The organism is Bacteroidota bacterium (assembly GCA_016720935.1).
Taxonomy (GTDB): Bacteria; Bacteroidota; Bacteroidia; order AKYH767-A; family 2013-40CM-41-45; genus JADKJP01.
On the sequence record JADKJP010000006.1, the window covers coordinates 1,320,938 to 1,335,083 of the forward strand.

The following is a 14,146-nucleotide window of genomic DNA, read 5'->3' on the forward strand; positions in this document are numbered from 1 at the left end:
CCTCTACTTATTCAGGATATTCTATACGCGCATGGTACATACTTCCGAGCATTTTTTTGAAGATCTTTTTTATTTCGCTGATGTCTTTCAGTGTAATCGGCGAATTCACAAACTGGTTTTGTTCAATCTGGTGTTCAATAATTGAATCAACCAGGTTGTTAATGGATTCGGGATCTGCATGTTTCAGACTTCTGCTGGCGGCTTCCACGGAATCGGCCATCATCAATACCGCGGTTTCTTTCGAAAACGGCAAAGGACCCGGATATCTGAAAATGTCTTCATCAGGAACTTTCTCCGGAAAATTTTTCAGATAGGAATGATAAAAATACTGTAACAATGAAGTACCGTGATGTGTCCGGATAAAGTCTATGATCTGATCGGGGATATTGTGTTTTTTCGCCTTCTCAACACCTCTGATGACATGACTTTTAATGATTCTTGCGCTTTCTTCAAAGGAAAGATCATCGTGCGGGTTGATGCGTGAGTTTTGATTTTCGATGAAATATACAGCCATATCCATTTTACCGATGTCGTGGTACATGGCTCCGGCCCTTACTAACAAAGGATTTCCACCGATTTTAAAAATTGCAGCTTCAGCCAGATTGGAAACCTGCAGAGAATGTTGAAAAGTTCCAGGTGCTTTTAATGATAATTCCCTTAATACTTTTGAATTGGAATCCGCAAGTTCCATCAGCGAAACATCCGAAAGGAAACCAAAGGCCTTTTCGAAAATGAAAATTAGCGGGAAAGCAAAAAGTGTGATGACTGAATTTCCGAGAAACCATTTCAGGTTCATCCAATCGATAGTTCTGAAATTCGCTTCGTGTAGAATTGTGACTCCAATAAAGGATATCGCGTAAGAAAGAAAAATCATAAGTACAGAAATGAAAAACTGCACGCGACGACTCATACTTACAATGCTGAAAATGGCAACCATTCCTGCAATGGTCTGAATGAACATGAATTCAAATCCGCTCGGTGCTTCAAAACCGATAATTAAAAGTGTGACAATATGGGTGAACAGGGCTGTCCGGGTGTCGTAAAAAGCCCTGACTATTATCGGAAGGATACATACCGGAACAAGGTACATATCAAAGAGGTTGACTTTCCTTGCCCACAGAAACATATAGGTAATCAGGAGCATTAATAACATCAGCAAGACGATCCTGGAATTGTCGTCATATACCTCCCGCCGGAACAAGTAAAGAAAAATCATCAGCATACTCATGGCGAGCGAGACCAGAATGAAATGACCAAGGAACATCATCCAACGGGAAGAACCGGTGAATTCCTGATTTTTCATTTCACTCTTCAGGCTTTCCAGTTTTTGAAATTTCTGATCATCTACTACTTCACCTTTCAAAATCACCACTTCATCCTTCTGAACAAGGCCAAGGTTTAGGGAAATTTTATCAATGAGCTGTTTGGTCCACTGTCGTGTCGCCTGATCGTCGTAAACGATATTATGTGATAATGCATTTTCCAGTAATGGCGATAGAAGAGTTTTATCGGCTTGTGATATTTTATCTAGTTCGTCAGATATATACTGGAAAGCAGACTGGATGGTAAAAAAGGATTTGAGGTTTTTCTCTTCTGCGATGTTGTCTTTTACGAGGGTAATCATCCCATCGGGATTGTTGAGCGGACTTTGTTCATTGATCAGAATGATACCCTGATCATAGGTCATTTGCAGAATCCGTGAGCCGATTTCAAACTGAAGGTTCTTTAATTTTTCAAGCTGATCCGTCTCTTTTTTAGACCGGGTTCCATAACCATATTTCTTTTCCCATACTTCAGTCAACTCGTTGTTGAATGAGTATTTTTTTTCTTCAGAAAGATTTTTGTTGAACTTGTAAAAGGGATGAGCGTTCTGCATCACTTCCGCTCTTTCGGTATTTAATTCCTCTTCTGTTTTATTGATCGCGAAATCAAAAGGAGCCATGAGGTTTTCATAAGCCCAGGGTTTACCTTTTTGATAAGAATAATTGAATTGTGTTTCTTTTGGAAGTGCCACCACAATCATGACAATAGCCGTCAACACGACAACATACTTGAAGATGTTCTCATGTTGGTTGGACAAGCGGATAAAGTAATTCTTCATGTCAGGTGGTAGCTTGAATTATAAGCTGTTGCGAAGGTGGTGGATTTTCATTTTACTGTCATGGAGCGCTTTGAGAAAATATCAACAAAACAAAGCTGACAGGTTGATTCAGGAATCCATTCAAATTGGTTAAATTGCGCCCGGATTTAGAGTAATCATCTTATAAAATTAATAAAAAATGAAAGAAGTATATATAGTTTCTGCAGTGCGGACGCCAATTGGAAATTTTGGAGGAGTCCTTTCTTCGATGACAGCAACCCAATTGGGTGCACATGCAATCAAATCCGCTTTGGAGCGTGTTAATCTCGCTCCATCAGAAGTTCAGGAAGTCTATATGGGAAATGTGCTTTCCGCCGGAGTTGGACAGGCTCCTGTTACTCAGGCATCAATATGGGCTGGGATTCCATCAAATGTACCCGGAACAACTATCAACAAAGTATGTGCATCAGGGATGAAAGCTATCGCCCTTGCTGCAGAATCGATCCTGTTGGGTGATAATGATTGTGTAATTGCCGGTGGGATGGAAAGCATGAGCAATGTCCCCTACTATCTTGATAAAGCGAGGACTGGTTACAAGCTTGGAAACGGTACTGTGATAGATGGTTTGGTGAAAGATGGTCTTTGGGATGTTTATAAAGATTATCATATGGGAAATGCCGCGGAACTCTGTGCAACAGAATGTAAAATTTCCAGAGAAGAACAGGATGCATATGCTTTGGAATCTTACAGACGTTCAAAGGAAGCCTATGCCAAAGGAGCTTTTAAGGATGAGATCAGTCCGGTAAGTATTCCGGTAAAAGGAAAAGATCCTGTTGTTGTTTCAGAAGATGAGGAATACAAAAATCTTCGCGCGGACAAAGTGCCAACACTCAAACCCGCTTTTCAAAAAGACGGTACTGTTACTGCTGCCAATGCTTCCAAGTTGAATGACGGAGCCGCTGCTCTTGTCTTAATGAGTAAAGAAAAAGCTGATGCATTAGGACTTAAACCAATTGCCAAAATCCTTAGCTATGCCGATGCACAACAGGCTCCGGAATGGTTTACAACTACGCCAGCAAAGGCACTTCCAAAAGCTATCCAAAAAGCGGGAATAAAACCTGAGCAGGTTGACTTTTACGAAATAAATGAGGCTTTTTCTGTCGTTGCGATTGCAAATAATCAATTGATGAAACTTGATCCTAATAAGGTGAATGTTCATGGAGGAGCTGTTTCGCTGGGTCATCCTTTGGGCGCCTCCGGTGCAAGAATTATTGTGACGCTTATCCATGTTTTAAAACAACACGGAGGAAAAATTGGAGCTGCCGGAATTTGCAATGGCGGTGGCGGTGCAAGTGCCATGGTTATACAATTGACCTGATAAAAACGATATTTATTTGCTAACTAATTGGGCTGATTTCCGTAAAAGATTCAGCCCTTTTTTATTAATTTCGTCAGATGTTCGCGTTTTGTCCACTTAGTATTGTACCGGTACGGAAAGAACCCAGTGACCGAAGTGAGATGGTAACTCAGCTCCTTTTTGGAGAAAGAGTTGAAGTGATCGATAAGCAGGAAAACTGGCGGAAAATCAGGATATCTTTTGATGGGTATTCAGGTTGGGTGGACAAAAAACAATTGATCACACTTGAGGCTGCTGAATATGCAAGACTAGAACTTCTTCCACTTTCTGTGAGTCTGGATATTGTACAATTGGTGGTCCTTCAAAACCACCAGGTTGTTCCCGTAGTTTTAGGCAGCACACTTACAGGATTTAATCAAAAGAAATTTGTTTTTGGCTCAACTGAATTTCAGTATGAGGGAAATGTTTCCACTCTTCAAAAACCTGATCCTTCCCTCCTGCTTGAAAATGCATATATGTATTTGAATGCGCCCTATTTATGGGGAGGCAGATCACCCTTCGGAATTGATTGCTCCGGATTTACACAGATGGCTTTCAAACTCTGCGGAATCGCAATAAAAAGAGATGCTGCACAGCAGGCGGAACAAGGTACACTGATCCATCTTTTGGAAGAAGCCAATGCCGGAGATCTGGCTTTTTTCGATAATGCTGAAGGAAAAATTGTCCATGTTGGTATTATTCTTCCCAATCAGCACATTTTACATGCCAGCGGAAGAGTACGGATTGATACTCTGGACCATCAGGGAATATTTAATCAGGAACAGAATGCCTATACGCATAATCTTCGTCTGATTAAACGGATGTATTAATCATTCCTGTTTTTTTGGTTTTACATAATGTTAAGGTTCATGGAGTTTATTTTTCATCCATGAATTGAGGATAAATAGTTGTGAATTCTTTGCAGAATTGAACTTTTATAGCTTAATTTTGAATTCTGATGTTTAACCAAAACCACACAATTATGATTTACAAAAATTTACTTCGAGGAATTATTTTTGCGTTTTTGTTCCTTCAAATTTTTTCTGTCGGCGCTCAAAATGCGGATCAAAAATGGAGTCTTGGATTCCATGGAGCTCTTATCGAGCCACAATCAAGTCTTGGTAGTCAGTTTTATGATTTTACCATCAACAGCACCACATTTGGTCAGGGACTTTCACTGAATCATTATCTGAACAAATCATTTGATTTAGGTTTGTTTGGTGTTGCGGGTAAAATGGCCCAGTCAAAAGGAGCCTACAATTACAATGACCTTGTATTTGCCCTGAATCTGAGATTGCGTTACAAACTTTACAATGGTTATCTTTTAAATGAAGAAGCAATCATTGGACCGTATATCACCGGAGGTGTGGGTGGTGCTCATGGTACTGTTGATGCTCTTGGAAAATCAGAAGGCCGTCTGAAAGAAGGAATCAATCAGCTCGATTTGTATGGAGGTGCCGGGATTCGTTTTCGGATAAATGAGTACATCAGCCTTGATTGGCAAACCGGAGTCCACATGCCGTCCGATAATAAATGGGATGCGAATACAGGCGGTGTAAAAGATCAATTCCTGGAACACTCTCTCGGCTTCATTCTGAATCTTGGTGAAGGAAAAGATAGTGATGGCGATGGAGTAAGTGATCGTCACGACAAATGCCCAAATACACCGGCAGGTGTAAAAGTAAATGAAGAGGATGGTTGTCCTCTCGATCGTGATAAAGACGGTGTTGCCGATTACCAGGATGACTGTCCGGATGTTGCAGGTATTGCCGCATTAAAAGGATGCCCTGATAAAGATGGCGATGGTGTTGCTGACAAAGAAGATCGTTGCCCTGATGTGGCAGGATTGATGAATCTTGGAGGTTGTCCGGATGCTGATGCTGATGGTATAGCTGATCTGGATGACAAATGCCCAAATACAAAAGCAGGCTATAAAGTTGATGCAACCGGTTGCCCTATGGATTCTGATGGCGACGGTGTAGTTAATGAGGAAGATGATTGTCCTTCAGTGAAAGGACTTGCATTCCTGAAAGGTTGTCCGGATGGTGATGGCGATGGTATCGCGGATAAGGATGATAAATGCCCTACTGTTGCAGGAATTAAAGCAAACAATGGTTGTCCGGAGATTCCAAAAGAAATCGTGACACAGATCACAAAAATTGCAAGTAAAATTTTCTTCGAAACAGGAAGCGATAAGTTAAAATCAGTTTCTAAAACTCAACTGGATGACCTCGTTGACATTCTGAAGAAATATCCTGAAGCTAAACTTGCTGTGGAAGGACATACAGATAATACAGGAAATCCTGAGAAGAATGTTCAGCTTTCACAGAAACGTTGTGAGTCCGTGAAAAACTACCTGGTAAGTAAAGGAATCGACGCAAATCGTCTCAGTGCTACCGGTTATGGTGATACAAAACCTATCGCGGATAACAAAACTGCCGACGGTCGTGCGAAAAATCGTAGGGTTGAATTGAGAACTGAATTCTAATAAACAGTTCCCGTCAAAAAAAATCCCCTTCAATTTTGAAGGGGATTTTTTTTTAACCTTCCCTGCTACTCTTGCTCATGATAATCGTTTTCCTCGGATTTTTCAATTGCGGCTGGTTCTGATTCCTTCGCTTCTTTATTTTGTTCATCCAAAGTCCATTGATCAGATGCTGATGTTCTCAACCAGACTTTTCCGGATTTTCTAAATACATCGATATGCAATCCGAGTTTTTCCTGTCCTTGTTTTTCTAATTCGAAAACAGTCATCAACCCATTAATCAACAAGACTGAATTGGATTTTTGTTCCGCAACATCCATCAACCTTTTTGAGGAATCCAGGAGATCTTTCGCGGTATAGCCTTTTTCTTCCTTAGGTTTTGATTTGAAAAAATTGAGTTTTAGAAAAGGAAACCTTTTAGCAAATGCAGATTGAACCTCTTCTATTTTCATTTCAGGTCTGATTTCAATATTCATGGGGATGTGATTTTAGAATTCGTAATTCTACAAAACGTTTAATTATACGGGTAATTCATTAGAGTAATAATAGATTTAATGTTCTAATTTTGAAATGATAGTCGTCATGGAACACTTTGATTAATAGTCTGAGACAATTTGTCGCAGACCTTGTCAGTTATAGGACAAAATGTTCGTTTAAGGCAGAGAAACTGGTTCTGGACGGTTCTTTGATGGTGAGCTGAAAAATAATGAAGATATGAACTTCAACAATTTCACTATTAAATCACAGGAAGCCATTCAACAGGCACAGCAGCATACAGAACGACTGGGTCAACAGGCGATTGAACCAGTACATCTGATGCTTGGAATGATGGATGTGGATGAAAATGTACTCCCCTTCATTCTCAAAAAGGTGAATGTTAATCCTGACAGTATTCAATCTGTCATGAATACACTTGCTGAAGGTTTACCAAAGGTCAGCGGTGGACAGAAATACCTGAGTGATGCAGCCAATAAGGTTGTTCAGCAGGCTCTTTCGTTGGCTAAAACATTCGGTGACGAATATGTTTCACTCGAACACATTTTTCTTGCGCTGGTAGGATCAAAGGATAAAGCGGGTTTATTGCTGAGGAACGAAGGCGTAACAGAGAAAGACACCAAAGCAGCGATTCTTGAATTGAGAAAAGGGAATAAAGTGAATAGCGCTACCGCGGAAGATACTTATAACTCCCTGGGTAAATACGCAAAAAATCTGAATGAACTTGCCCGTCAGGGCAAGCTGGATCCGGTTATTGGTCGTGATGAAGAAATTCGTCGTGTTCTTCAAATTTTGTCCCGCAGGACCAAGAATAATCCAATATTAATTGGTGAACCTGGTGTTGGAAAAACCGCCATCGCGGAAGGATTGGCTCACCGGATAATCAATGGAGATGTACCTGAGAACCTGAAGAGCAAGCAAATCTTTTCTCTCGATATGGGTTCACTAATTGCCGGAGCGAAATACAAAGGGGAATTCGAAGAACGTTTAAAATCTGTGGTGAAAGAAGTGATTAGTGCCGAAGGAGATATTGTTCTTTTCATCGATGAAATTCACACCCTCGTTGGTGCAGGTGCCGGAGAGGGAGCCATGGACGCGGCGAATATCCTGAAACCAGCATTGGCACGTGGAGAATTACGGGCAATCGGTGCCACTACACTCGGGGAATATCAAAAGTATATTGAAAAAGACAAAGCCCTTGAACGCCGTTTTCAAAAAGTTCAGGTTGAAGAACCAAGTACTGAGGATGCGATTTCTATTTTACGCGGACTGAAAGAAAGATATGAAACACATCATAAAGTTCGGATTAAGGATGAAGCTATTATAGCCGCTGTTGAATTGAGTGAGCGTTATATATCCGATCGATTCCTTCCGGATAAAGCGATCGATCTGATCGATGAAGCAGCTTCCAAGTTGAGATTGGAAATTGATTCTGTTCCTGAAGAGTTGGATGAAATGAACCGGAGAATTATGCAGCTGGAAATTGAACGAGAAGCTATCAAACGAGAAAAAGATGATCGTAAACTCGGTGACCTGAATGAGGAGATCAGTAATCTCAATGAACAACGCAGGCAGTTAAGAGCGAAATGGGAAAATGAAAAGCAGGTTGTTCAGGGAATTCAAAACATCAAGGAAGCACTGGAAAATTTCAAAGTAGAAGCTGAACAAGCGGAACGTGCGGGTGATTATGGGAAAGTCGCGGAAATCCGATACGGCCGGGTTCGTGAAGCGGAAACGAAGTTGCATGAACTGGAAAAACAATTGAGTTCAATGCAATCGGAATCCGCGTTGATTAAGGAAGAAGTGGATTCTGAAGATATCGCCGGAGTTGTATCGCGCTGGACAGGCATTCCTGTGACTCGAATGCTTCAGAGTGAACGTGAAAAATTACTTCATCTTGAAGGAGAATTACACAAACGTGTTGTTGGACAAACTGAAGCCATCGCTGCTCTGGCAGACGCTGTACGCAGAAGTCGGGCTGGATTGCAGGATTCGAAAAAACCTATCGGTTCTTTCATTTTCCTTGGAACAACCGGTGTCGGTAAAACTGAGCTTGCCAAAGCTCTCGCGGAATTTCTCTTTAACGATGAAAACGCGATGACTCGCATCGACATGAGCGAATACCAGGAAAGACATACAGTGTCACGATTGATTGGCGCACCTCCGGGTTATGTAGGATATGAAGAAGGTGGTCAGCTGACGGAATCAGTCCGTCGCCGGCCCTATTCTGTGGTGCTTCTGGATGAGATTGAAAAAGCGCATCCGGATGTATTCAACATACTCCTCCAGGTTCTGGATGACGGAAGGTTGACTGACAATAAAGGTCGCACTGCAAATTTCAAAAACACCATTATCATCATGACCTCAAATATTGGTTCTCATCTGATACAGGAGAGTTTTGAAGATATGAATGAAATCAATAAGGATGATGTAATCGCGAAGACAAAGAACAAGGTTTACGAATTGCTCAAGAAAACAATTCGCCCTGAATTCTTAAACCGTATCGATGAAATCATCATGTTTCAACCGCTTACACGTGATGAAGTGCGCGATATTCTGGAGTTGCAGTTTTCACTCTTGCAAAAAATGCTTTTACAAAACAACATCACAATCACAGCCACTGAACTCGCTATCGATTGGTTGGCTCAACTCGGTTATGATCCACAGTTCGGCGCAAGGCCTTTGAAGCGTGTGATGCAGAAAAAAGTATTGAACGAATTGTCAAAACAAATTCTGGCAGGGAATGTTCAAAAGGATGATCACATTGAACTGGATGTCAATACAAACCATGAATTCATTTTTCACAATAGTCCAAAATTGGCAGAAATTTGAGTTAATTACATCAGAAAATGATTTCAAGCGACGGAATTATTATTCCGTCGCTTTTCATTTTTATACCATACAGAATCGATGAGTTCCTTATTATCTTTGTCATTCTCTCAAATCTAAATAAAAAAAACCATGACCAGAATTCTTGCTCTAATCGCTTTGTTCCTGATACAATATGGAACTTCCAACGCTCAATCGTGTTGCAGTCCGAGTGCCACTCAAAAATTTGGACAGCTTGCGATGAACTCCGGATTTGTTGCGGCACATGAAGCCCCACTCCCATTCAGTTACGAAGCTGCCTCGGGTTCAATGATTACATTTAAATGTTCAGATGGAACGAGTGCATCAGCATTCGAAATAAAATCATCCCAACCTACCGCCAACTGGTTAATTGTCATTCATGAATGGTGGGGATTGAATGATTATATCAAACGGGAAGCTGAAAAACTCCAGGTCGATCTTGGCAAAACAAATGTATTGGCAATCGATCTTTACGATGGCAAAATCGCGGAAACTCCGGGTGTTGCTCAGGAACTGATGGGTGGTTTGAAAGATGACAGAGCCAGAATGATTGTTCAGGGCGCTTTCAGTCACATCGGACCCAAAGCAAAAATATTCACACTCGGCTGGTGCATGGGTGGCGGATGGTCCATGCAAACAGCATTGATGGCCGGAAAACAATTGGGAGGTTGTGTATTGTATTACGGAATGCCGGAATCAGATATTGCAAAGCTGAAAACTCTAAAGGCAGATGTTCTTGGCATCTTTGGCACAAAGGATGCCTGGATCAACAGTGAGGTGGTCAGCAAATTTGAAAGTAATATGAAAACCGCTGGGAAAAAGCTGACAGTAAAAAATTACGATGCTGATCATGCTTTTGCTAATCCGAGTAATCCAAAACACGATATAGCTGCTTCCGCAGATGCCTACAATGTCACTTTAAATTTCCTCAAAAGCAGAATGAAGTAAACATTGAATTTTCTGCTGTTTAATTTATGCGGTGAAAATTTGAAATACCCAAATTAAGGCTTCTTTCAAGCAGGATTTTGTATTTTGTCCTTCATTACGGAATCAATAAGTGATTAATTTAATACAACAAATTCTTACCCGATATTGGGGGTATTCTTCTTTCCGTTCATTGCAGCAGGATATTATCCTTTCTGTGATGGAGGGAAATGATACACTTGCTCTGATGCCAACCGGTGGCGGGAAATCAATTTGTTTCCAGGTCCCCGCGCTGGCTAAAGACGGGATATGTCTTGTTGTTTCTCCTCTGATCGCTCTTATGAAAGATCAGGTAGAGCATTTAAGAGCAAAAGGAATCCCGGCTGTGGCAATTGTTTCCGGAATGAGCAAAAATGAAATAGACATTGCTCTGGATAATTGCATATATGGAAAAGAAAAATTCCTGTACTTATCTCCTGAACGTCTCAGCTCGGATATTTTTCTTGCTCGTTTGCAAAAAATGAAAATCAATCTTATCGCGATTGATGAGGCACATTGTATCTCGCAATGGGGTTATGATTTTCGTCCATCCTATTTAAAAATTGCGGAAGTCCGGAACCAATTACCAGGAGTTCCCATCCTTGCACTTACTGCATCAGCTACTTCGGAAGTTCAGGATGATATTCAGCAAAAGCTGGCTTTTAAATCTCCAAAGGTTTTCAGGAAAAGTTTCGAGCGGAAGAATATCTCATACATGGTACTTCATGAAGAAGATAAACTTCAGCGAATGCTGAACATCATGCGAAAAATTCAGGGCACCGGAATTGTTTATGTTCGTACGCGAAAAAAAACAAGAGAAATCGCGGCTTTCCTTCAAAGGAATTCGGTGATTGCTTCCTTCTACCATGCCGGACTGAGTGCTTCCGAACGTGCTAAAATTCAGGAACAATGGATGAGCGGAAAAGTACGGGTGGTAGTTTCTACCAATGCTTTCGGCATGGGGATAGATAAAAGCAATGTACGATTTGTGGTTCACCTTGATATTCCTGATAGTTTGGAAGCTTATTATCAGGAGGCTGGTCGGGCCGGACGAGATGAACAGAAGGCTTACGCGGTTTTGTTATACAATGAAAGTGATATTGTGGATTCTGAACGTCGACTGGAAATGAGTTTTCCTGAAGTTCAGTCTATTCGTCATACCTATCAGGCTCTCGCCAATTATTACCAATTGCCGGTTGGTTCCGGGAAAGGTGTCAGTTTCGATTTTGACCTGAGCGCTTTTTGCGCCAATTATAATTTACAGGTTGCTGAAACATTTAATTGTTTGAAGGTTTTGGAAATGCAGGGATTGATTGCTGTTACGGAGTCGTCTGATTTGCATGCACGATTGCGGGTAAAGGCTAATTCACAACAGTTGTATGAATTTCAGGTTAAAAATACCCGGTTTGACCATTTTGTCAAAGTGATCCTTCGGTCTTATGAAGGGTTGTTTGATGACTATGTAATGATAAAAGAAAGCGAGATTGCTAATCGTGCCGGAATTACTTTGGAAGAATGTATTTCGCTTCTCAAACAGCTGAGCCAGTTGAGAATATTTAATTATATCGAATCGAAAGATACACCTGAGATTACTTTTACCGAAGAAAGATTGGACCTGAAAGATTTGCATATCGATCGGGAAAATCTTGCAGATCGAAAAAAGAGATACTTATTCCGGCAGAAGGCTATGTTGAATTATGCTTCTTCTACAGATAAATGCAGAAGCGTGCTCCTGCTGAATTATTTTGGAGAAGAATCGCGATCCAGATGCGGTGTATGCGACATCTGTCTGCAACGAAATAAAATCGGCGTCAGTGATCTTGAGTTTGAATCCATATCAGAAAAAATAAAGCACTTTTTATCGAAAGGCAATGCTCCACTCGAAGATGTTGTAAGCACCATACAGGATTTTCGTGAAGATCAGGCACTGAAAGTGATCGAATGGATGATTGATAATTCCAGAATAAAATACGCACGTGGAAACGAACTGGAATGGATACATGATTCCGTGTCATGATTAATTTCATGTCATGAAAATAATTTATTCTTGTTCATGAAACTGGATCTTGATTTTTATACCCGGAAGGATGTCGTGAAAATTGCCAGAAATTTACTCGGCAAATCTTTGTTCACCAGATTTGAGGGGAAATTAACCGGTGGAATTATCACCGAAACGGAGGCATACGCGGGTGTTACCGACCGTGCTTCACACGCATTCGGAGGCCGAAGAACTGCACGAACAGAAATCATGTACAAACTTGGTGGAACTGCTTATGTTTATTTGTGCTACGGTGTTCACTCGCTTTTCAATGTTGTTACCAATATTGAAGGTGTTCCGCATGCGGTACTGATCAGGGCAATTTTCCCGACAACAGGAATGGAAACTATTCGTGCAAGGCGAAATTCAGGGAACAAAGCCTTGAAGAAAATTTGCGCCGGTCCGGGAACTGTTTCATCCGGATTAGGAATTCACTATTCACACACAGGAATCAGCTTGCTTGAAAATAAAATCTGGATCGAGGACAAGCAGCTGGACATCGATGAAAAACAGATCATTACAGGACCACGTGTAGGAGTAGATTATGCCGGAAAGGATGCGCTTCTGCCCTATCGTTTTATTCTGAAAGAAGGTTTTCCCATGGAGTAATTTTTCTTCTCGATTTTTTCCGGTTTCTTTGCCGGATATGAATAAATTCCCCAGGATCATACTTCAGCCCAAAAAAGAAAGATCACTGATGTTATTTCACCCCTGGCTATTTTCAGGTGCTGTGAAAAAGACAGAAGGTGAAATTGCGGAAGGAGATATCGTTGAAATTTTTTCAGCGGATAACCGCTATCTCGCTACCGGACATTATCACGAGGGCTCAATCAAAGCCAGGATATTTTCCTTTGAACGAACAGATGCGCTACTCCCATTCTGGAGGGAAAAGCTCGCTGCAGCTTTTGCGGTTCGGGAAGGTCTTGGTCTTGTGGAAAATGCTGACACTACGGTTTATCGCCTGGTGCATGCAGAGGGCGATGGACTTCCCGGACTGATCATCGATATTTACGGGAGTGTTGCAGTGATTCAAACGCATACTCTTGGTATGTATCGACTGGTAAATGTTTTCGCTGAAGCATTGAAAGATATTTATAAAGGCCGGCTGACTACCATTTATGACAAAAGTGCTGATGCTATGAGTAAGCAAGCACTTAGTATTGATTCGAATCATTTCATTTTTGGAAATGAATCTGATACTGTTGTCAGAGAAAATGGAATTTCATTTTATGTCAATTGGGTAGAAGGTCAAAAGACCGGTTTTTTTATTGATCAAAGGGAAAACCGGGATTTACTCAGGAGATATACTGTTGGTAAAAACGTACTGAATACATTTTCCTATTCCGGAGGTTTCTCCATGTATGCGCTTTCTTCGCCTGCTAAACTGGTTCATTCGGTTGACAGTTCAAAGAAAGCGGCGGAATGGGCAATCCGGAATGCTCAGTTAAACAATGTTTCTGGATCACATACATTTTTTACTGAAGATGTTTTTGATCACCTCAAAGGGAGTGATAAATTCTATGATGTGATTATACTTGATCCTCCTGCATTTGCGAAACATCTGAGTTCAGTTGACAAAGCCACCATTGGTTACAGAAATCTGAATACGGAAGGTTTCAAACGCATCGCTCCCGGAGGAATTTTGTTTACATTTTCCTGTTCCCAGGTTATTGATAAAAATCTTTTCCGGAAAATTGTATTCCAGGCAGCCGCGCAATCCGGAAGGAATGTCAGAATACTTCATCAGTTATCACAGGGCCCTGATCACCCGATTTCCATTTACCATCCGGAAGGAGAATATCTCAAGGGATTGGTACTACTTGTTGATTGAGGATCTCA

The 14,146-nt window shown here is 41.1% G+C and carries 10 protein-coding genes; 8 read left to right on the forward strand and 2 right to left on the reverse strand.

Annotated elements, in window-relative coordinates; all coding sequences use genetic code 11:
- Positions 1–7: 7 nt before the first annotated feature.
- Positions 8–2,101 (reverse strand): HDIG domain-containing protein, encoded by a 2,094-nt coding sequence (locus IPP86_13625; GenBank protein MBL0139550.1) that lies wholly within the window; start codon positions 2,099–2,101, stop codon positions 8–10.
- A 178-nt stretch (positions 2,102–2,279) separates the two neighbouring features.
- Here IPP86_13625 and IPP86_13630 point away from each other — a divergent pair, with 178 nt between their 5' ends.
- The 3 genes from IPP86_13630 to IPP86_13640 all read left to right on the forward strand — a co-directional run bounded on the left by IPP86_13630 (position 2,280) and on the right by IPP86_13640 (position 5,964).
- The gene (locus tag IPP86_13630) at positions 2,280–3,458 is read left to right on the forward strand and encodes an acetyl-CoA C-acyltransferase (protein MBL0139551.1); all 1,179 of its coding nucleotides are present in this window, start codon (positions 2,280–2,282) and stop codon (positions 3,456–3,458) included.
- A 77-nt stretch (positions 3,459–3,535) separates the two neighbouring features.
- Positions 3,536–4,306, forward strand: a complete 771-nt coding sequence (locus tag IPP86_13635; protein MBL0139552.1) for a C40 family peptidase — start codon at positions 3,536–3,538, stop codon at positions 4,304–4,306.
- 152 nt (positions 4,307–4,458) lie between these two features.
- Positions 4,459–5,964 (forward strand): OmpA family protein, encoded by a 1,506-nt coding sequence (locus IPP86_13640; protein ID MBL0139553.1) that lies wholly within the window; start codon positions 4,459–4,461, stop codon positions 5,962–5,964.
- Between the two features lie 65 nt (positions 5,965–6,029).
- Here IPP86_13640 and IPP86_13645 read toward each other — a convergent pair whose 3' ends face one another.
- Entirely contained in the window at positions 6,030–6,437 is a 408-nt protein-coding gene (locus IPP86_13645; GenBank protein MBL0139554.1) for a hypothetical protein, read from the reverse strand.
- A 238-nt stretch (positions 6,438–6,675) separates the two neighbouring features.
- Here IPP86_13645 and clpB point away from each other — a divergent pair, with 238 nt between their 5' ends.
- The 5 genes from clpB (at position 6,676) to IPP86_13670 (ending at position 14,138) form a co-directional block, all read left to right on the forward strand.
- Positions 6,676–9,288 carry an ATP-dependent chaperone ClpB gene (gene clpB / locus IPP86_13650; protein ID MBL0139555.1) on the forward strand — a complete coding sequence of 871 codons (2,613 nt, stop codon included), beginning with the start codon at positions 6,676–6,678 and terminating at the stop codon, positions 9,286–9,288.
- A 129-nt stretch (positions 9,289–9,417) separates the two neighbouring features.
- Positions 9,418–10,254 (forward strand): dienelactone hydrolase family protein, encoded by an 837-nt coding sequence (locus IPP86_13655; GenBank protein MBL0139556.1) that lies wholly within the window; start codon positions 9,418–9,420, stop codon positions 10,252–10,254.
- A 112-nt stretch (positions 10,255–10,366) separates the two neighbouring features.
- Positions 10,367–12,286, forward strand: coding sequence for a RecQ family ATP-dependent DNA helicase (locus IPP86_13660; protein ID MBL0139557.1), 1,920 nt, complete (start codon positions 10,367–10,369; stop codon positions 12,284–12,286).
- A gap of 36 nt (positions 12,287–12,322) precedes the next feature.
- Positions 12,323–12,916 carry a DNA-3-methyladenine glycosylase gene (locus IPP86_13665; GenBank protein ID MBL0139558.1) on the forward strand — a complete coding sequence of 198 codons (594 nt, stop codon included), beginning with the start codon at positions 12,323–12,325 and terminating at the stop codon, positions 12,914–12,916.
- Between the two features lie 37 nt (positions 12,917–12,953).
- A complete protein-coding gene (locus IPP86_13670; protein ID MBL0139559.1) occupies positions 12,954–14,138 on the forward strand; it encodes a class I SAM-dependent rRNA methyltransferase in 1,185 nt (394 codons plus the stop codon).
- Positions 14,139–14,146 lie beyond the last annotated feature (8 nt).

Excerpts from the sequence above, each read along its gene's own strand:
- IPP86_13630 (MBL0139551.1), top strand. The coding sequence starts at position 2,280 with ATGAAAGAAGTATATATAGTTTCTGCAGTGCGGACGCCAATTGGAAAT.
- IPP86_13635 (MBL0139552.1), top strand. The coding sequence starts at position 3,536 with ATGTTCGCGTTTTGTCCACTTAGTATTGTACCGGTACGGAAAGAACCC.
- IPP86_13645 (MBL0139554.1), bottom strand. The coding sequence starts at position 6,437 with ATGAATATTGAAATCAGACCTGAAATGAAAATAGAAGAGGTTCAATCT.
- IPP86_13640 (MBL0139553.1), top strand. The coding sequence starts at position 4,459 with ATGATTTACAAAAATTTACTTCGAGGAATTATTTTTGCGTTTTTGTTC.
- IPP86_13625 (MBL0139550.1), bottom strand. The coding sequence starts at position 2,101 with ATGAAGAATTACTTTATCCGCTTGTCCAACCAACATGAGAACATCTTC.
- IPP86_13655 (MBL0139556.1), top strand. The coding sequence starts at position 9,418 with ATGACCAGAATTCTTGCTCTAATCGCTTTGTTCCTGATACAATATGGA.
- IPP86_13665 (MBL0139558.1), top strand. The coding sequence starts at position 12,323 with ATGAAACTGGATCTTGATTTTTATACCCGGAAGGATGTCGTGAAAATT.
- IPP86_13670 (MBL0139559.1), top strand. The coding sequence starts at position 12,954 with ATGAATAAATTCCCCAGGATCATACTTCAGCCCAAAAAAGAAAGATCA.
- clpB (MBL0139555.1), top strand. The coding sequence starts at position 6,676 with ATGAACTTCAACAATTTCACTATTAAATCACAGGAAGCCATTCAACAG.